Genomic DNA, 20049 nt, shown 5'->3' with positions numbered 1-20049 from the left:
TATTTACTGTAAATAAGGCTATAATTATAGTGGTAGCCACATAAAAGTGTGGAGAAGGATAGGTGATGAAAGTGGATACTGTTTTGTTCTATTTATTTGTGATTTATTCAATTATCCCCAATATCTACTTCCGGTATTTTTCGAAACGTGTTCTGAAAAAGATTCCTGTGAACGGAAAGAGGATAGCGGTGACTTTTGATGATGGGCCAGATCCGAGATATACACCCCAATTGCTGGACCTGCTGAAGAAGTATAGAATAAGAGCCACTTTTTTTGTTCTAGGCGAAAAAGTGAAGGCGAATCCAGATATTATCGAAAGAATTGTTAGAGAAGGGCATGTGATCGGACTTCATGCAAATAAGCATATTGGGGCTCCAATCCGTTCCTATAAAGCAATGAAAAAGGATTTTCATGATTCAATTGAAGTGTTGCGAGGTATGGGGGTAAAAGTGAATCTGTACAGACCTCCCTGGGGGCTTGTCAATGTTGTCTCCTCAAAGTTTATACATGAGTATGATTTCAGGCCTGTCTTGTGGTCACTTCATGCATCTGACTGGAGCAAGTATGTGGATGAGGAGTATATTGAGAAGACCTTACTGAAAAAAGTGAGACCTGGAGATATCGTACTTCTTCACGATGGTAGAGGGGCGAAGGATGCACCGCAGAGAACGATCAATGCATTGGAGATTGCTTTGCCTGAATTACAGAAAATGGGGTATGAGTTTGTTGTTCCTGAACATGATGTGACTGTAAAAGTGTAGGTGAAAGAATGGATGTATTAAAGAAAGTGATTGGATTTTATGATGCAAGTCTTGTGAGGATGCTGGGGTGGCAGCGAGTTCCAGGAAGCAGTATAGGGTTTTTGTATATGGTTCCAAAAGTGCACAAAGGGAAGAATGTGCTGATTGAGGATGGCACGGTAATTCAGCGTGGTGATTGTTATTATGAAATTCACATGGTGAACACGAATTTGAAGAACCTAGATACAAGTTATGGGAATCTTTTCACCATGCTTGCTGAAGAGCTGAAGTTGATCGGGATACATATGGAGAAACCAGAAAACAGAAAATATAAAGCTGTATTAGGAATCACCCTTCTTCATAGGTTGGCACGGCGTGCTGGCTTTACAATCATTGAGATTGAATCTCCAGTTAGACGGAAGTTGGTGAGTCTTGGTGAGAATATTCTAAGGAGCACTTTAAGAAAAGAAAAAGCAAAAAAAGATGGTAAGAAAAGAGTTGCGAAAGAATGCTGGATATCCCAATCGCAATTGTTTGAGATGATAAGAGATTAACTGAAGAAAAAGGAGAGATCGATGAGTAAGATCTCTCCTTTTTTTAATACAATTGCACAACACAATCCATTAACTGTACTATAAATTGAACGATATTTTATAACAGTAAAAATTTAGGGTGTTGTAGAAACAGATCCAGATTTAGAGGAGATAAATGTTATAAAAGATGTACGCTGATATTTTGTTGTGAGACTAAAGAGAAAATGTTGTAATAAAATAATAATTATTTTCTGTCAAGCTGTAATGGATTATGACACAAAATAACAATAATAATGGTGGATTATGGAATTCTGTACTGTTTTTGTATCAATATACTGGGGTTTTGTATCAATAATCATAAAACAGGCTGTTTGTCAATATAATTTTCATTTAAAGCAGGATTATCGAGAAAAAAACTTATTGACTAGGTATTAACAAAAAGACAAACCTATTGTATAATACATTTGTAAGAGAAAACAGATTAAGAGAATTAGTCGAATGTGTTATAAAAATGGGAGGATACAAGATGATAAATCAATGGAATGGATTTAATGAAGGTAACTGGACAAATGAAATAGATGTTAGAGACTTTATTCAGAAGAACTTCACCTTATATGAAGGAGACGCATCTTTTCTAGCAGGCCCTACAGAAAATACAAAGAAAGTATGGGAAAAAGCTGGGCAGCTGATCGTTGAAGAAATTAAGCAAGGTGTTCTCGGTGTAGACGAAGAAAACATTGCTGGGATCAATAACTTCAAACCAGGATATATTGTCAAAGAAGCAGAGACAATCGTAGGTCTTCAGACAGATGCGCCATTAAAGAGAATCATCAATCCTTATGGTGGATTCAGAATGGTGGAACAGTCTCTGGAAGCGTATAATTTCACCGCATCGGACTCCATACTAAAAGAGTTTCCTAAATATAGAAAGACTCATAATGAAGGTGTGTTCCATGCATACAATAAGGAAATGAGAGCTGCCAGAAGCACTGGGCTTATTACAGGGCTTCCAGATGCATATGGAAGAGGAAGAATCATTGGTGATTACAGAAGAGTTGCTCTTTATGGAATCGATCGTCTGATTCTTGAAAAGAAGAAGGATCTTGAAAATCTCAAAGGACCAATGCTGGATGCACTAATCCGACAGAGAGAAGAAGTCAATGAACAGATTAGAGCGTTGAATGAAATGAAAGAAATGGCAGCTTCTTACGGATTTGATATTTCACAGCCAGCGAAGGATGCGAAGGAAGCAGTTCAGTTTGTATACTTTGGCTATCTTGCGGCTGTAAAAGAGAACAATGGAGCGGCTATGTCTCTTGGAAGAACCAGTACTTTCCTGGACTGCTATATCGAAAGGGATTTACGTAATGGCACCATTGATGAAGCGGTAGCTCAGGAGATCATCGATCAGTTTGTGATTAAGCTGAGAATGGTCAGACATCTGAGAACACCAGAATATGATGATCTGTTTGCAGGAGATCCAACATGGGTAACTGAAGCAATAGGTGGAGTAGGTCTTGATGGCCGACCACTAGTGACCAAGTCATCGTTCAGATTCTTGCATACACTGATCAATCTTGGAACAGCACCAGAACCTAACATGACAGTCCTATGGGCTCAGACTCTTCCAGAGAATTTCAAGAAATTCTGTGCGGATATGTCCATCCAGACAGACTCTATTCAGTATGAGAATGACGATATCATGAGACCTCTCTATGGCGATGACTATGCGATTGCATGCTGTGTGTCTGCTATGTCCATCGGGAAGCAAATGCAGTTCTTTGGAGCAAGATGCAATCTTGCGAAATCACTGCTCTATGCTTTAAATGGTGGTGTTGATGAGAAATCAGGAAAGAAAGTCATCGAAGGACTCACACCTATTACAGATGCGGTGCTTGAGTATGACACAGTGCTTGAAAACTACAATAAAGTTCTTGAATATGTAGCTGAACTTTATGTCAATACCATGAATATAATTCATTATATGCATGATAAGTATGCGTATGAGGCTGGACAGATGGCACTTCATGACACAGAAGTGGGCAGACTTATGGCGTTTGGTGTAGCTGGACTTTCAGTAGCCGCTGATTCACTTGCGGCGATCAAATATGCAAAAGTAATGCCAAAGCGTAATGAGAATGGAATTACAGTAGATTTTGAAATCGAAGGGGACTTCCCTAAATACGGGAATGATGATGACCGTGTGGATGACATTGCTGTAAGCCTGGTGGAGAAGTTCTCCAGTGAACTGAAGAGACATCAGACCTATCGAGATGCAAAACACACATTATCCGTTCTGACCATCACATCCAATGTGGTGTATGGTAAGAAAACTGGTGCAACACCTGACGGAAGAAAAGCGGGAGAGCCATTTGCACCAGGAGCAAATCCAATGCACGGAAGAGATCTGGAAGGTGCTCTAGCATCACTGAACAGTGTAGCGAAGATTCCATACTGCAGCACTTGTGAAGATGGAGTGTCCAATACCTTCTCGATTGTTCCAGATGCTCTTGGAAAATCTGGAGAAGAAAGAATCAACAATCTGGCGTCTGTGCTGGATGGCTACTTCTCACAGGATGCCCATCACCTGAACGTCAATGTCTTCAACAGAGAGAAGCTTGAGGATGCCATGGCGCACCCAGAAAAGTATCCAACACTGACCATTAGAGTTTCAGGATATGCAGTTAATTTCAACAGATTATCTAAAGAGCAGCAGATGGAAGTCATCTCAAGAACTTTCCACGAAGCAATGTAATTTCAGACAAAAAGATAGATGAGGAGTGAGGACTTTGAAAGGCAGAATCCATTCAATAGAAAGCATGGGTCTTGTAGACGGACCAGGAATCAGAACTGTGGTGTTTCTTCAGGGATGTAAACTCAGATGCCTCTATTGCCATAATCCAGATACCTGGACTATGGGGGGAGGAACCCAAGTAGAAGCCTCCGACCTTATAAAAAAAATCAAAAGATACCGTCCATACTTTGAAAAATCTGGTGGTGGAGTTACCTTTTCTGGTGGAGAGCCTCTTCTTCAGCCTGAGTTTCTTTTAGAATCTCTAAAAGCATGCAGAGAGTTAGGCATTCACACAGCACTGGATACAGCGGGATATGGATTTGGAGAATATGAAGAAATCTTGAAGTACACGGATTTGGTTTTGTTTGATATCAAACATGAAGATCCAAAGCAGTATTTATTCATCGCAGGTCAGAAAGAAGATAAGTCTTTAAAGTTTTTGGAGGCCGTTCAAAACGCAGGAACCAAGATGTGGATCAGACATGTCGTAGTACCGGGTATTACGGACAGTGAAGAGCATATTGTTCAACTGGCGAAAAAAATCAAGACGCTTCAGAATGTGGAGAAGATTGAGCTTCTTCCCTATCATTCAATGGGTGAAAACAAATACGAAGTGATGAACATCAAATACAAGCTGGAAGGTGTCGAGCAGATGGACCGTAAAAGAACTTTGGAACTTACTGCACTACTGCATCGCGAACTTGGACAAGATTTCATTGAAAGAACAGATCATCGTACTGAAAGTACGACCTTACATAGAATAGGATAGTATAAAAGCAGGGAGACCGAATTGGCTTCCTGCTTTTTTGCCTTTTTTCAAATGTAAAGCGCCAGGCATAGGCCTGGCGCTTAAAGGGATTCTACTCTTCAACCTCGAACTGGTCTTTGCCAACTCCGCAAAGTGGACATACCCAATCTTCTGGTAGATCGTCGAAGCTTGTTCCTGGAGCGATTCCGTTGTCCTCGTCGCCTACTGCTGGATCATAAACATATCCGCAAACTATACAAACGTAACTCTTCATCATATTCCCTCCTAATTCAAATAAGTGTTATAGAATCATAACCTAATTTGATTATAGTGTAGAAACCATAAGCTTTCAATACATTTTCTTCGATTTGATGTTTCGTAATGCGGGTTAATCTAGTATACTAAACAAGCGTGAGGTGAAAACATATGTTGGAATTAGAAAAGAAAGACATAAACAATCAAAATCATTTTTATAAAATACTCCTGACCATTGCAATACCGATTATAGTGCAGAATTTCCTGTCCTCCTCCTTGAATATGGTGGATAATCTGATGATTGGTAATCTTGGAGAAGCGTCTATCGCTGCCGTTGGACAAGCGAACCAGCTTTTCTTTCTTTTTACGCTGATGTCATTTGGTCTTAATAGTGGTGGTGCAATCTTCTTCTCCCAGTTTCATGGGAGCGGTGATTATAAGAGTTTCAAGAAATATATGGGCATGACCATGGTTCTGGGAGGTTTGATAGCGGGTCTTTTTACAATCATTGCTGTAATCATTCCAGAAAGGGTTATGGGGCTCTACTCTGAAGATCCAGAAGTTCTCAAATCATCAGTGGAATATCTTAAGATTGTTGGATTCAGCTATATTCTTGGTAATCTTTCTGTGACGATGATTTTTGCCTTGAGATCCACAGGTCAAGCTTTTGTACCGATGCTTTCCAGTATCCTGGGATTAGGGACCAATACACTCCTCAACTATCTGCTGATTAATGGAACCTTCGGTTTCCCTCGAATGGAAGTTAGAGGAGCTGCCCTTGCTACATTAATAGCGAGAGTGATAGAGTTTTCTGTATTGTTCTATATTGTTTTTGTGAAGAACAATCTTTTGAATGCATCATTTAAGGAGCTCACATCGTTTAAGAAACCCAATATCTCGAGTTTCCTGAGAGTCGCTGCACCAGTTCTTCTGAATGAGACATTCTGGTCCCTTGGGATTGTAGTCTACAATTATTCCTATTCAAAACTGGGGGTATCATCATTTGCTGCAATTCAGATTCAGAATACGATAACCCAGCTCTTCTACGTGTTTTCCTTTGGTATATGCAATGCAGCCGCAATAATTACAGGAAATCTCATTGGGAAGGGCGATGTGGAGCGTTTAAAGGTGTATGCGAGTAAGATTATCAGACTCACATTCCTTATCGGTGTGATTACATCACTTCTATTAACGGTGTCAAAAAATCCAATACTATCGCTGTACCGCCTGGAAGAGGGTACAAGAGACACGACGTTCAAGTTGCTGACTTATATCTCTTTTATCGTACCTGTGAGATTCTTGAATGTTCTTTTTGTGGTGGGGCTCTTCCGCGGAGGGGGAGACACCAGATATTCTCTTTTTGCTGAAACAGCCAGTTTATGGCTTGTGGGGGTACCGCTGGTATCAGTGGCTGCTTTGGTTCTGAAACTTCCGGTGGAAAGAGTGTTTATTCTGAGCTTTTTTGAGGAAATGGTCAAACTTTCTATTTGCTTGCCGCGTTATAAAAGCAAGAAGTGGATTCATCGTGTTGTATAAAGTGTAAAATAAAAGCTCTTGGGCATTTAATTGTCCCAAGAGCTTTTATTTTATAAATCTCTTCTGCCAAGGGCTTCTGAGAAAGTTTCGAGCATGCTGAGTGAAGAATTCAATGTAAGATTGTTTCTGTCCGTGATTGGATTGAACTCCACAAAATCAATACTTCTAACAAGACCTGTATCAATGATGGCAGAAACCAGCTGTTTGCTCTCTTCGAATTCCAAACCGTCCTCTACAGGAGTTCCTGTTCCCGGTACATGTCGGGCATCCAGAGAATCTATATCGTAAGACAGATGGATGTGCTTGATGCCGCTCTCTGAAATTTTGCTTAGAAGTTCTTGGATTGCTTTTTCCATTCCTCTATCTCTGATATCTGTCATTCTCCAGGTGTGAATCCCATGTTCTTTTATGATGATCTCTTCGCCCTCATCTACACTTCTCAGGCCAAGGATATAAATGTTTTCGGGTTTTACCTTCTGGCCTTTTACATAGAGTTCTGTGAGAATCTCATCTCCAAGTCCAGCAGAAGCGCCTAAAGGCATCCCATGGATATTGCCTGAAGGGCTCGTCTCAGTGATATTGAGGTCAGCGTGAGCATCAATCCAAATTACTGCAAAATCGTCTTCTGTTGCAGATTTGACACCAGCCAGGGAACCGAGTCCCAAGGAGTGATCTCCGCCGACAACGAAGGGCAGATTGCCTTCTCGAATTGCATTTTGGACTGTCTCAGCCAGTCTTTTGTTTCCAGATACGACTTCATTCAGATACTTCATGGATGTATGTGAAGCATACTTCCTGGATGGATCCACTTGATCTACTTTGATATTTCCTCTGTCTATAACGTGCTCATTGTTCTTTTTAAAGAGGTCCACAAGGCCTTCTTCTCTTAATTTATCTGGCCCAAATTCTACGCCAGGTCGGTCACAACCATAAAACATTGGAAACCCAATGATTTCAATTTTCATATGAACACCTCCGTGTAATTACAATTCATTATATATCAGAAGTTTTTATATTACCATTAATTTGGCATAAAAATCTTTATGCAATTATGTGTATAAACGTTCATTTTAAAGGCTTTGAAAGGTGTTGATGCTAAGAGGCGAATTCTAGAAACGATTACATGACAACGATTTCCTTGAATGAAGATTTGTATAAAACATCGGTTGGGTTTATCATTATTCTATTGAAAGAAATGTATCTGATTACTGTAATATGATTAGGATACACGGTATAATAGAGTATAGATTTTGAGGAGGAATATAGTATGTTTATAAAGAGTGATCAGGTAAAGGAAGTAGTCTGTGGTGATGGGATCAGACGAAAGGTTCTGGCATACAATCCGGAGATGATGATGTGTGAAATCACCTTTTTGAAAGGTGCGGTAGGAGATGTGCACTCGCACCCTCACACGCAAACAACATACGTTTTGGATGGGGTTTTTGAATTCACCATTGGTGAGGAGAAAAGAGTCGTGTATAAAGGCGATAGTTTGCTTATGCCTGCAGATGTGCCCCACGGGACTGTGGCGCTGGAAGATGGTGTGCTGCTGGATATATTCAGCCCAATGAGAGCGGATTTCCTTTAAACCGCACTCTACTAGGAACCTCTGAAGCTTGAAGCCGCCGGGTATCGTTTTATGTTGATATCAGATTCGTTACATGCACTTTATACAAATCGATACGTCAAACAAAAAATAATTCATCTCCCCCCTATGCTTCGCATAGAGAAGGGAGATGAATTATTTACTGTTGATCAGGTATTTACGATAAAACTACTTTATGGATGATGGCGCCTTCTTCCAGTGCGTAGGTGTATGTGCCAAGGTCTAGCTCCTTCAGCAAACCATCTATAAAGCTTTTGCGCAGTTCATGGTATAGGACGGGAGAAATTCCGGCGTGTTCATAATAAGGAGCATGAAGATCCTTCAGGCTCGAAAAGACAAGATGATGCTCGCTGGCATCTACAAGCTTATTTACTTTGTCACAAGGCATTCCATCTAAAAGGACAGTCTGGAGCAGCTGATAAAGCTCCTCTCCGTTGCGAACAGAAACATTACGTTTTAAAGTGGTTCCCAGGTTATGTCCAAAATCGTTGTATGCATCATGCAATGCGGCTATTTCCGTATTCTTCATGATTTCAGCCAGCAGTCCACTGAGCCTTTTTTCATTGGCTATCAGATGACCCTCCAGCCAGCCGTGAATATTGTCATGATCAATCTGATCTGAGAGCATTGCATCGGTTGAGGGAGTGCCATGTTGATTTTCCAAATCATTCAGTTTATTTTCCATTCCGAATCTTACTGAAAGGTAAGATTCCAGCTGTTCTTGCAGGTGAATCCTCTGATGCTGAATAAAATGAATGGGAGCGAGCTTTTCTTTCATTTTAACCTCCTGAAATGTTGTTCTGCTTTCAGTATATCGATAAAAGTGTTATGGAAAAATGATGGATATCAAATTTCGGGAATTTTGCATGAGAAGATAGAAATGGATGCGAACAAAATAATGAAATTAAATGGAAAGTAGGGTATACTTCACTAAGGAATAAAATTAGATAGGTGATGAAATGAGATTAAGAAAAAAATGGTGGGCCAGACCAGAAATGGCAGAAGATGAGAAGTCCATTCTCAATCCCTTTGACCAGAAGGGGAAATGGAAGGAAATATTTGGCAATGATCATCCGATTCACGTGGAGCTTGGCTGTGGAAAAGGACAGTTCATCAGTACACTAGCCAATGAAAATCCTGATATCAACTATATTGCCATTGATTTAAAGGATGAAGTGCTGGTATTCGTGTTGCGGAAAATCAATGAACTTGGATTGACCAATGTAAGAATCATTCCCATGTTTATTGAACGGATAGATGAAATTTTCAGTGAAAATGAAGTTTCCAAAATCTATATCAATTTCTGTAATCCATGGCCTAAAGCCAGCCATAATAAAAGAAGACTGACACATCCAAGATTTCTTAAAAAGTACAAGGGCTTTATCAGACCTGGTACAGAAGTTTGGTTTAAAACCGATGATGATGATCTGTTTGCTGCTTCTTTGGATTACTTTAGGGAAGAGGGCTTTCGTGAGATGTACCGGACCTTTGATTTGGAAGAGTCTGGATTCAGTGAGAATATCAAAACGGAGTATGAAGAAAAGTTCAGTTCCTTTGGTGTAAAAATCAAGTTTGGGATTTTCAAGTTTCAGGAGGAGAAGGGACATGATGAGTGTTGAAGAAATAAAAGAAGACTTGGATAATTTTCTTAAGGGATATTATAAGAACACATTCATCGAATATCTTGATGTAGCTGCGAAGGTGCTGGAGCTTCGTCTGGTTCTGGGGGAAACAGAAAGGAAATATGTTCAGCGGTTTTATGAAGACAATAAGCAGATGTTTACAGAAGCAACCTCTGAGACGGAGAAAGATCTGGAGCGCATTGATGCTGTGTATTTGCGCATCGATAATGATGGAGTATTTTTCGGGAAATCCTCTTTCGATCTTACCGCATCGAATTCAGCTGTATATTATCTACTCAGCAGATATTTGGAGGAAATGGTAGAGATACTTCCTGACAAAATGAAAGAATATGAAGCAAGAATGCTTCTACAATAGAAACACCCTGGTGTGATGTGCACACCAGGGTGTTTCTGTTATTTTTCAAATACTTTTTTCGCTTCTTCGAGAATCTTTGAGTAGTTCGGTTCATGGCCAATTTCCTGAAGATACTCAGCATAGACCACACGGTTATCTTCATCCAGAACAAATGCCGCTCTAGCAAGGATGCCCAGCTCTTCCACATAAGTTCCCGTGACTTCGCCAAAGACTCTGAATTTATGGTCCGAAAGCATTGTAATATAATCGCCTGCATTCTCTTTGACCCATCTTTTCAGAGCAAAGGGCAGATCCATTGATACACCGAACACTTTGTAAGAAGGCAGATTCTCCAACTGATCATTGAATGTTAATAGTTCCAAAGAACAGACTGAAGTATCCACAGAAGGAAAAGTAAGAATTATTTTTGGACTGCTCAGGTCTCTGGAGTCTACATCCTTCAGTGATAAATCTGTCAGCATGAATTCAGGCAATAAATCACCTTCTTGCAGCTGTGTGCCATAAAGATGGACTTCGTTTCCACCAAATGTTACTTTCATGAACATCACTCCTCGTATAAATTATGTGAAACGCACTATGTATTTTTCCTCCAAGAATAGAGGCATATAGGATTCTTTGGATTTTCTTAGTCCAGGAATACCTAAATCCTGTTCTCGGTTGGTATAGAGGATTCCATCTCCGAACTCTTCCAGAGCAGTTTTTACAAGAAATGCATAAAGACCATTGAAAGTTTTCTGTGCTTTTTCAATATGGTTCAGTATCACCTCGTCCTGTATCACTTCAAGGATTGTGAACCCTTGGCATACACCATCAATAAATACGGATATTCCTTTCAGATTGAAAGAAGTCCTGTTCCCTAATAAATCACGGATGCCAAGGAGTTCGTGATACAGTTGTGGAGAATACTCACTTTCTTCAAACCACTTTTCCGCAAGTTCGATGCATTCTTTAACTGAATCTTCTATATATTTAATAGTGTAATCGTGATTTCTTATAAATTGGTTAAAGTGATTTTTCTTTTTATGAAGCGCCTTTCCTTGATAAGTTCTCAGCTGGTCTACGCTGTATATATATTCTTGCTGATCTCTGTGAAGTTCATAGGTGAAGGTAAAGGGCATCTTTTTGAGATCCTCCAGCTGAGATTTCTCCACATCTCTAATTACCTTCTCATGCCCACACTGTTCCATATGAGCCAAGAGCATCTCGTATGCTTCTTTTGCGTGGAGAGTATTTTTATACACCGGAGCCATGAAATAAGGATCTTCGATGCCTTTTTTGATGAAAAGATGGTTCGCTGTAGCGAAATACATTGTATTATTGAATTTACGCCAAAGATAAAGGTTCGTGAACTGATAACTTGAGTTTTTGTAAGGGAACGGGTTTAAAAACTTGTCCCAAATATTCTTTGTCTCTATTGTCAGTGGTATAAAATCCATGAAATACTCCTTATAAGGCTTGATTAATGTTGCATTTTTTCGTATGACAAGATCAGATTTTTTCTATAAAGCTCATGAAATACTGGACTGAGCTTTGAGGCGTCATGGAGCTCGAAGTGAATATCATCTGAGGCCAATAGCTTTAATTCAATGGTATCCTCTGTAACAGAACATTTACTAAGATGCAGCTCTTTATGGTCGGACTGCAGTAATCTCTCAGCTAGGCTTAAACAGATGCCGATATCATACACCATCTCCAAATCCATTCTGTTGATGATCTGTCCGTATTGAAGAAGAGGTGCTTCTTTATGAATGCCGTTGGTAAAGGTGGCAGCAAGTCCACAAAGAATGATCTGGCGATGATCCAGTCCTCTTAGCTCTGAGTTTACAATGATATAGAAGTTGTGCTTATCATGATTGTAGTATCTTACGGAAAGACCAACATCTCGCAGTCTCGAACTTACGAACAGTATGTCTTGCGCATCTTTCCAGTCCTTGTGCACGCCATTTAGAGACTGATAAAGTTCTGATGTGAGGGTAAACAGGTTTTTAGACTTTGTTTTATTAACAGAGTGTCGGCTGAGTATATTGGAGATGGACTGTTCCAACATAGGAGACAGTATGCCGAATTTCTTGTGAATATGTTCCAGAAGGAATCCTTCCCGGATGCCCGATCCGCTGACGCGGATTTTTTCAATGCCGGTTTCTTGAAGAAGTAAATCTACAATGGCTAAAGCCGATGGCAGTATATCTGCACGATCTTTATCCAGACCAGGCACTTGAATTCTTTGATTGAGGTTTTTTGTCATGAGAGATTTATAATGCCAATGGATGTCCTGATTTTCCATGGTGTATTCGTGAATGATATCCAGCGGATATCTGCGCTTTTTACGGTCAATCTTAGAGATTGCTCTGGCAGAACCGCCCACAATAACCATATCATTGTAAGTATAAGATTTGAGCCAAGGTATTTTTCGGATCTCTTCAATCAGATGCTTCTCTAAGTCGATATGGTTTTCTTTTTGGATCAGGTTCTCCAGATTGAATTTTTCTGTCAACGAAACAGGTCCAACCGGAATATGGTACCGATCCTTCAGAATACCGTTATCTACATAGCCGATTTGAGTGGATACTCCGCTGATATCGACAATGAGAGATTTGGAGAGATTCATGGAATGGGATAGTGCGAGATAATCATAATGGAGTTCCTCTTCGCAGGTAAGGCTGATGATTTCATCTCCAATCTCCTCCAGGATCCTCTTTTCGATACCGGCTGTATTTTCAATTCTCTGGAAAAACTCTGATAATACAATCAGGGTTTTATTTGTCGACACAGAATTTGAGAATTCTTTGAAGTGCTTCAGGATGGTAAGCAGGTGCTCGATTTTTTCTTGTTTTATGATATTCTCTACATGGGTATTTTGTCCAAGTTTCAGATCTTCTCTATAGGATTCCAGGAGAATGTAGCTCTGGTCCGCTTGAATCTGCCAGAGAGCATAACGAATTGTGTTTCCACCTATATAAATCAATGCGAATTTTTCCATTTCAATTCCCTCGCTTTTTAATATTGTATTCATTATACTACAATAGATTTTACAAGAAGCAGTTCAGGATAAATTTTACAAGCAGTGTAGGGGCAGAACTTGATCATTGGGACTTCTTTTGGAACTGCAGTACCCAGAGTATGGACGAATGAGGCGCACTGTAGTAAAATGGATAAGATATAGATTGATATAGAAGTCAGAGCGCCCCAGAGGGGACAAACAAGGAGGAAGAACGATGGATTACAAAGCAGTCATAGCAAATAAGATCAGCAGTGTGCTGAATATCGGTCAGGAAGATGTCATGAGACTTTTGGAGATTCCACCGAGACCAGAGATGGGGGACTATGCTTTTCCGTGCTTCTCCCTGGCAAAGACTTTAAGAAAAGCACCCAATGCCATTGCCGGCGAACTGAAGGAACAGCTTGATATTAAAGAAGTGGAACGTATTGAGGTTTTAGGTCCTTATCTGAATTTTTTCTTGGATAAGACGGAGTTCTTGTCAGGAGCTGTAAGCGAGATTCTTGAAAAAGGCGAGGCCTATGGACGAACAGAAACAGGGGAAGGAAAGACTGTCATTGTGGAATACTCCTCTCCCAATATTGCGAAGCCATTTCATGTAGGACATCTTTTCACAACGGTAATCGGAAATTCTCTTTCAAGAATTTTTGAATCCCAAGGATATAAGACCGAAAGAATCAACCATCTGGGAGATTGGGGCACACAGTTTGGAAAACTGATCTCAGGGTACGAACGATGGGTGGATCTTGAAAAACTGAAAGAAGCTCCGATTGAAGAACTGAACAGAATCTATGTGAAGTTTCATGAAGAAGCGGAGAAAGAGCCCAGTTTGAACGATGAAGCCAGAGCGCATTTCAAGAATCTGGAAGATGGCAAAGAGTATGAGGTGAAACTCTGGAAGGAGTTCAGAGAACTTTCTCTCATGGTTTTTGAAAGAGTCTATAAAGAGCTTGGGGTAGAGTTCGATTCTTATGCCGGTGAGAGTTTTTATGGGGATAAGATGGACGAAGTTGTGGATATTCTGGAAGATAAGGGTATTCTTACAGAAAGCAATGGAGCTCAGGTTGTTATGCTGGATGAGTATAATATGCCGCCTACCATCATTAAAAAAGCAGATGGAGCTACCATTTACGCCACAAGAGATCTTGCAGCGGCTATCTACAGAAAAAGAACGTATGATTTCTTTAAAAACATTTATGTTGTTGGCACACCACAGTCTCTTCATTTCAGACAGGTTTTCAAAACCCTCGAACTTGCTGGGTTTGAATGGGCAAAGGATTGTGTGCATGTAGGATTTGGGCTTGTTAAATTTCCAGGTAAAATGATGTCCTCCCGAAAGGGTGATGTGGTTCTACTGGATGATCTGCTGAAAGAAGCAGTAGTAACAGCTGAAAAAATCATTCATGACAAGAATCCGAATCTGAAGGATAAGGAAGATGTAGCGCATAAGGTCGGTATCGGAGCTGTCATCTTCACCTACCTGAAAAACGGCAGGGAGAAGGATATCATCTTTGATTGGGATGAAATACTGTCCTTTGATGGGGAAACCGGGCCATATGTCCAGTATACCTACGCCAGGGCAAAGAGTATTCTAAGGAAAAACGATACGTATAATGATGCTGATTTATCAGTGCTTACCGGTACAGAGGAGTTTGAACTCTCCAAGACTCTTGCATCTTTTGCAAGTGCAGTAAACCAGGCTATGGAAAAATATGAGCCTTCAGTCATCACCAGATATGTGCTTCAAGTGGCCAAGGATTTCAATAAATTCTACAACAATTGTCCGATAAATTCGGCAGAGACCAGCGTTAAAAAAGCAAGACTCCAACTGGTGGATGCCACTACGGTTGTCATCAAGAATGCTCTGGCGCTTCTTGGTATTGAAACAGTAGAAGAGATGTAATAATTCATAAGATAGACACAGCTTTTTAAAGCTGTGTCTTCTTTGACGGTTGATTCAGAGAGAGCTGTTTAAGATCGCTCTTATTTTTATCTAGTGAACCAAAGATTATTAAATACTATAAGTTCAGTTCCTGACATTTGAGAAAGGGGTGATAGATATGATCACTGTAGAAAATTTGACAAAAGAGTTTAAAATCAATAAAAAGTATCCTGGGTTCAAAGGCGCCATAAAATCCTTTTTTTCCAGAGAATATACCGTAACAAAAGCTGTAGATGATATCAGTTTTACAATAAACAAAGGGGAGATCGTTGGATACATTGGTGCGAATGGTGCAGGAAAATCAACAACGATCAAGATGATGACAGGAATTCTCACACCTACAGCAGGTACTGTGACTGTCAATGGCAGAGTGCCTTATGAAAACAGACAGGTCAACGCAAGAGACATTGGGGTGGTTTTTGGGCAGAAGACTCAGCTTTGGTGGGATCTGCCTCTATCGGAGACTTTTACTCTGTTAAAAGATATTTATGAAGTGCCGGATGATCTCTATCAGAAGCAGATGGCGTTTCTGAGTGAAGTGCTTGAACTGAAAGACTTTATGCTCCAGCCTGTGAGAACTCTTTCGTTGGGGCAGCGAATGAGAGGAGATTTAGCTGCAGCACTGATCCATAATCCCAAGGTCATCTATTTGGACGAACCCACCATCGGTCTTGATGTGGTGGTGAAGGAAAATGTGAGAAAAGCCATCAAAAAGATCAATGAGGTATACGGTACAACCATCATACTTACAACCCATGATCTTATGGACATCGAAGAGCTCTCCAGCCGAATCATCATCATTGACCGTGGCAGGATGCTCTATGACGGAAATCTTGAGCATATTAAGGAAACATATGGCTCTCAAGCTGAAATAGAGCTGATTACAAAAGAGCTCATCCTGCTGGAGAAACTGCCCATTGCTTCGCGGCTTGAAAGCAGAGGCTGTACTGTGACATCAGAAGATAACCGGTTATGGATCAAATACAACAAAAATCTATTATCCAGCACTGAGATACTGAAAGATCTGATGGGTACACTGGATGTGACAGACTTTAAAATTAAAGAAGTATCCATTGAGGATATCGTGAAGAGAATATACAGGAATGAGGTGTAGAGGTGAAAAAGCTCAAGATGTATCTTCCATTTACATTCAATACATTCCAGATGATTCTCAGCTATAAAGCCAATGTGATCATCTTCATGATGGGGGAGTGGCTGATGCTGTTGGTGAGTTTCTTTCTTTGGAAAGCAATCTTTTCCAGCTCACCGGATCAGATTCTCAATGGTTTTACACTGGAGGAAATGTATGCCTATATTATGTTTTCGTTTTTAACTGGACTGATGACATCTGTAGATATTTCTTTTGACATCTCCAGAGAAGTGAAAGACGGCACCATTGCCATCAATCTCATCAGACCCATCAGTTATGAAATGAGGATGCTTTTTCAGGTGCTGGGAGGAGTGCTGTACAATTTCATCGTGATATTTATCGCAGCTTTTCTGGTGGTCAATGTTCTGCTTTATCAGGCGACAGGCACACTCTACATACAACAGCTGCCACTTTTTGCACTCAGTCTGAGCATTGGACTGTTGATTAATTTTTATTTCAGCTATACCTTTGGCCTTCTTTCATTCAAACTGACCAATATGTGGGGAGTCAGCCAGATTATGGGTGCTTTGTCACAGCTTCTTTCTGGTGCGCTGATCCCTCTGGTGTTTTTTCCTGATCTGGTTCAAAAAATTATCCAGGTTCTTCCTTTCAGCTCCATCATCTACACACCTGTGATGATCTATCTGGGAAAGCTCTCTGGAATGGATGTGGCATACTTCATTCTCCTGCAGCTGTTCTGGCTGTTGGTTATGGTGATGTTGTCCAGAACTGTCTGGAAAGCGGTGGTAAAGTCATTAACCATACTAGGAGGCTAAAATGAGAAGATATAGTAAGCTTTATCTGCAGTTTCTGAAGCAGTACATCAAGATACTGATCGAATATCGTGCAGACTTTATTTTTGGCCTTGTTGGCTTTATTCTGGTCCAATTTTCAGGTGTGGTCTTTATTCAGCTGATTTTCAGAAGTATACCTGCTTTATCTGGGTGGACTTTCCACGAAGTTCTGTTCATCTATGGATTTGCACAGATTCCCAGGGGGATCGATCATGTTTTCACTGATAATCTATGGTTGTTAAGTGGGCGGATTCTTCTGGAAGGTGGGTTTGACAAGTATCTTCTAAGACCTATCAATCCTTTGTTTCACTTATTGTCTGAACGCTTTCAGCCAGATGGATTTGGTGAAATTATCATAGGAAGCATCCTGGTTGGATACAGTGGTGTGCACCTGGGCATGGAGGTCACACTGGGGAAAGGGATGCTCTTTCTGACTGCGGTGTTCTTTGCCACCATCATTTATACGGCCATCAAACTTGCCGTATCGAGCATTTCCTTCTGGATCAAGTTTGCCCAGTCCTATCTCTATATGACATATCAGATGAGCACATTTACAAAATATCCCATGACCATTTATCCCAATGCGATTCGGGGACTTTTGACTTTTGTGATCCCCTTTGCCTTTACAGGATACTATCCAGGAGCCTATTTCTTAGGGAAAGTTACGTTTATTCAAGGAATAGGTATGACAATCCTTGTGAGCATTTTCAGTATACTGGTTGCGTATCATGTCTGGCTGAAAGGCCTTACCAAATACGAAAGTTCAGGATCCTGAGAAAAAGCAATATAAGAATGGACATATTGGACTAAATCTGTGAGAAGCGACAGATAATGAGCGCTTCTCACTTTTTTTTGTAATGCTGAAATCGTTCTATTCTGACGAATATAAAGTCAAAAGCACTATTATTCTTTCGTTCTTCGCAATTTTTCTCAGATGATTTACCTTACTGGTTTTACTGTGATAAGATAACCACGTTGTTAAATTTTTGTTAGGAGAGTGAATTATGAGAAAAGACCTGCTGTATACACTAAAACCTCATGAACTGACCAAGGAACATCTGACAAGAGCCCTCAACAGTCATCCAGAGGTGCAGTTTGTTTCCTTGGCGGCCGTTGATTTGATCGGACACGAAACAGATACCAAAATACCGGTGCGTTTATTCCTGGAGGATCTGGACACCTATCTCTACGGCTTTGCAGCTCAGACAGACGGGTCCTCTGTATTTCTCCCGAAGATTGCCACACTCAATAATGCAAAAGTTGATATGAAAGCGGATCCCACGGTCAATTGGTTCGTTGAGTATAATGAAACTCTGATGGATCTTGAAACAGGAAAACCTGTGGGCACCCTGAAAATTCCATGTTTTCTCTACCATGATGGAGTTGCAGTTGACTCGAGACATATACTGCAGGAAGCTGAAACTGTCATGAAGAAGGATATCCTGGAAGCATTTCAATCGCCCTCACTCCAGAAAGAGTTTGGGTTCACCGCCGAGGATATCGACGAAGTCTGCCTCACCACGGCTACAGAACTGGAGTTTTGGGTGAAGTCACCCAACACTTCTGGAGATATTGAGGCCCTTAGTACTTCTCAGGAACTGAAGGAGCAGTACTGGAGCAAGACAAGAGGTGCAGTGAGGAGCGCTCTTGAAGAAACATTGATTCTCATGGACAGATATGGGATTGAACCCGAAATGGGACATAAGGAAGTGGGAGGAGTAAGAGCGAAGCTGAATGATCATGGACGGTTTGAAGGGGTTTTAGAGCAGCTTGAAATTGACTGGAAGTTCTCTTCACCAAAACAGACAGCGGATTATGAGCTCTTTGTCAAGAATCTGGTGCGGGAAGTTTTCATCAGATACGGACTGGAAGTCACCTTTCTGGCCAAACCGCTTGATAAAATTGCGGGCAGTGGAGAACACACCCACTTCAGCGCTGCGGTAAAGCTGAAAGATGGAAAACGGATAAATCTTTTCCACAGCACACGAGAAGATTTTCTAAGTTCCATTGGCTATGGAGCCATCATGGGCGTACTGAAAAATTATGAGGTCATCAATCCCTTTGTGACTTCATCCAATGAAGCCTTCAAAAGACTGAAAAAAGGGTATGAAGCGCCCATCAGTATTGTTTGCTCATTGGGCTATGAACCTGCAGTGCCTTCAAGGAACAGAACAATTCTGATTGGTCTCATCCGAGATGAGAAAAATCCGCTTGCCACAAGATTTGAACTAAGGGCGCCAAACCCACATACCAACACCTATCTTTGTATGGCTTCTATGTTTATGGCTATGAAAGATGGAATCAGCTATGCTGTTCTGAAAGAACCGGAAGAACTGCTGAAAGAGCTTTCTAAAACACCGGAAGAGTCCTTTGACTATCTGGGCAAAGGAAGAGCCTACCGAACGGAAAAAGATGTGTTTGATGATTTCAGTGATGAGGAAAGAGAGCGATATTTTGGCGTTGCTCCTGAAACGGTTTATGAAAATATCAAGGGATTCTTCCAGTATCCAGAAAAAACACAAATCTTAAAAGCGGAGAATGTGTTCAGTGAAAAAATCATAGACAGTTACATTGATGGTTTGTTATATAAATGGTACACAGAGATTGATCATAGGATCATTCCAACATTTATTCAGGAAATCCGAAGCTTCAGGAAGTTCCATAAAGATGGCGTTTTCCTCGATGATCGGGCCAACTGGGATAAGGTGGAAAGATTGAAGATTTCCCTGATGAAAAATACAGACAAAGGAAAAGGCGTATTCAATTATATGCGACAGGCTGTGGAACAGAAAGAGTGGGATACACTCTCAGAAACGCAAAAGCTGATGTATGACAAGATGGATGAATTGAGGCTTGCCTACAAAGAATACAAAGAAAATCTGCTCGACCTTCAATAGGAAAACAGCCTCCTTTCATCAGGGGGCTGTTTTTTTGTGCAGTTCTGGTTGTTAAAAA

General features: G+C 40.7%; 19 protein-coding genes. 13 read left to right on the top strand and 6 right to left on the bottom strand.

Going from position 1 to position 20049, the window contains the following annotated elements:
- Window positions 1-65 precede the first annotated feature (65 nt).
- From T487_RS0101795 to pflA, 4 genes are all read left to right on the top strand, one after another.
- Window positions 66-761 carry a polysaccharide deacetylase family protein gene (locus T487_RS0101795; protein ID WP_031573298.1) on the top strand — a complete coding sequence of 232 codons (696 nt, stop codon included), beginning with the start codon at window positions 66-68 and terminating at the stop codon, window positions 759-761.
- 8 nt (window positions 762-769) lie between these two features.
- A complete protein-coding gene (locus tag T487_RS0101790) occupies window positions 770-1294 on the top strand; it encodes a YkoP family protein (RefSeq protein ID WP_031573296.1) in 525 nt (174 codons plus the stop codon).
- Window positions 1295-1799: 505 nt separating this feature from the next.
- On the top strand, window positions 1800-4028 hold the full coding sequence (gene pflB / locus T487_RS0101785) for a formate C-acetyltransferase (protein WP_031573294.1): 2229 nt from the start codon (window positions 1800-1802) through the stop codon (window positions 4026-4028).
- Window positions 4029-4062: 34 nt separating this feature from the next.
- The gene (pflA, locus tag T487_RS0101780; RefSeq protein ID WP_074542577.1) at window positions 4063-4836 is read left to right on the top strand and encodes a pyruvate formate-lyase-activating protein; all 774 of its coding nucleotides are present in this window, start codon (window positions 4063-4065) and stop codon (window positions 4834-4836) included.
- A gap of 91 nt (window positions 4837-4927) precedes the next feature.
- Here the strand turns inward: pflA and rd are convergent, their stop codons facing one another.
- On the bottom strand, window positions 4928-5089 hold the full coding sequence (gene rd / locus T487_RS16145; RefSeq protein WP_074542576.1) for a rubredoxin: 162 nt from the start codon (window positions 5087-5089) through the stop codon (window positions 4928-4930).
- A gap of 152 nt (window positions 5090-5241) precedes the next feature.
- Between rd and T487_RS0101770 the strand changes: the two genes are divergently transcribed.
- Complete coding sequence (locus tag T487_RS0101770) at window positions 5242-6606, top strand: MATE family efflux transporter (protein ID WP_051651427.1); 1365 nt, start codon at window positions 5242-5244, stop codon at window positions 6604-6606.
- Window positions 6607-6656: 50 nt separating this feature from the next.
- On the opposite strand, the gene rocF is transcribed toward T487_RS0101770, so the two are convergent.
- A complete protein-coding gene (gene rocF / locus T487_RS0101765; RefSeq protein WP_031573289.1) occupies window positions 6657-7571 on the bottom strand; it encodes an arginase in 915 nt (304 codons plus the stop codon).
- Window positions 7572-7873: 302 nt separating this feature from the next.
- Between rocF and T487_RS0101760 the strand changes: the two genes are divergently transcribed.
- Window positions 7874-8194, top strand: a complete 321-nt coding sequence (locus T487_RS0101760) for a cupin domain-containing protein (protein ID WP_031573286.1) — start codon at window positions 7874-7876, stop codon at window positions 8192-8194.
- A 175-nt stretch (window positions 8195-8369) separates the two neighbouring features.
- On the opposite strand, the gene T487_RS0101755 is transcribed toward T487_RS0101760, so the two are convergent.
- Window positions 8370-8990 carry a hypothetical protein gene (locus tag T487_RS0101755; protein ID WP_031573283.1) on the bottom strand — a complete coding sequence of 207 codons (621 nt, stop codon included), beginning with the start codon at window positions 8988-8990 and terminating at the stop codon, window positions 8370-8372.
- A 181-nt stretch (window positions 8991-9171) separates the two neighbouring features.
- On the opposite strand from T487_RS0101755, the gene trmB reads away from it, so the two are divergent.
- Both trmB and T487_RS0101745 read left to right on the top strand, forming a co-directional pair.
- On the top strand, window positions 9172-9831 hold the full coding sequence (gene trmB / locus T487_RS0101750; RefSeq protein ID WP_031573281.1) for a tRNA (guanosine(46)-N7)-methyltransferase TrmB: 660 nt from the start codon (window positions 9172-9174) through the stop codon (window positions 9829-9831).
- Window positions 9818-10210: a hypothetical protein gene (locus T487_RS0101745; protein ID WP_031573278.1), complete on the top strand. Its 393-nt coding sequence runs from the start codon at window positions 9818-9820 to the stop codon at window positions 10208-10210. Before trmB ends, T487_RS0101745 begins: the two co-directional genes overlap by 14 nt.
- A gap of 38 nt (window positions 10211-10248) precedes the next feature.
- Here the strand turns inward: T487_RS0101745 and tpx are convergent, their stop codons facing one another.
- Genes tpx through T487_RS0101730 form a run of 3 tightly spaced genes read right to left on the bottom strand, consistent with a single transcriptional unit; the run spans window position 10249 to window position 13190 of the window.
- Window positions 10249-10749, bottom strand: a complete 501-nt coding sequence (tpx, locus tag T487_RS0101740) for a thiol peroxidase (RefSeq protein WP_031573275.1) — start codon at window positions 10747-10749, stop codon at window positions 10249-10251.
- Window positions 10750-10770: 21 nt separating this feature from the next.
- Window positions 10771-11646 (bottom strand): DUF2156 domain-containing protein, encoded by an 876-nt coding sequence (locus T487_RS0101735; protein ID WP_031573273.1) that lies wholly within the window; start codon window positions 11644-11646, stop codon window positions 10771-10773.
- A gap of 23 nt (window positions 11647-11669) precedes the next feature.
- A complete protein-coding gene (locus tag T487_RS0101730) occupies window positions 11670-13190 on the bottom strand; it encodes a Ppx/GppA phosphatase family protein (protein ID WP_031573270.1) in 1521 nt (506 codons plus the stop codon).
- 235 nt (window positions 13191-13425) lie between these two features.
- Here T487_RS0101730 and argS point away from each other — a divergent pair, with 235 nt between their 5' ends.
- The 5 genes from argS (at window position 13426) to T487_RS0101705 (ending at window position 19991) form a co-directional block, all read left to right on the top strand.
- Window positions 13426-15111 (top strand): arginine--tRNA ligase, encoded by a 1686-nt coding sequence (gene argS / locus T487_RS0101725; protein ID WP_031573267.1) that lies wholly within the window; start codon window positions 13426-13428, stop codon window positions 15109-15111.
- Window positions 15112-15268: 157 nt separating this feature from the next.
- On the top strand, window positions 15269-16264 hold the full coding sequence (locus T487_RS0101720) for an ABC transporter ATP-binding protein (protein ID WP_031573265.1): 996 nt from the start codon (window positions 15269-15271) through the stop codon (window positions 16262-16264).
- Between the two features lie 2 nt (window positions 16265-16266).
- Window positions 16267-17076: an ABC transporter permease gene (locus T487_RS0101715; protein ID WP_242847998.1), complete on the top strand. Its 810-nt coding sequence runs from the start codon at window positions 16267-16269 to the stop codon at window positions 17074-17076.
- Window position 17077: 1 nt separating this feature from the next.
- Window positions 17078-17869 (top strand): ABC transporter permease, encoded by a 792-nt coding sequence (locus tag T487_RS0101710; RefSeq protein ID WP_031573259.1) that lies wholly within the window; start codon window positions 17078-17080, stop codon window positions 17867-17869.
- A gap of 229 nt (window positions 17870-18098) precedes the next feature.
- The gene (locus T487_RS0101705) at window positions 18099-19991 is read left to right on the top strand and encodes a type I glutamate--ammonia ligase (protein WP_031573255.1); all 1893 of its coding nucleotides are present in this window, start codon (window positions 18099-18101) and stop codon (window positions 19989-19991) included.
- Window positions 19992-20049 lie beyond the last annotated feature (58 nt).

Source organism: Proteiniclasticum ruminis DSM 24773 (genome assembly GCF_000701905.1).
Taxonomy (GTDB): Bacteria; Bacillota; Clostridia; order Clostridiales; family Clostridiaceae; genus Proteiniclasticum; species Proteiniclasticum ruminis.
Note: the sequence above shows the minus strand (reverse complement) of the source record. Positions and strands in the feature narration are given on the sequence as shown.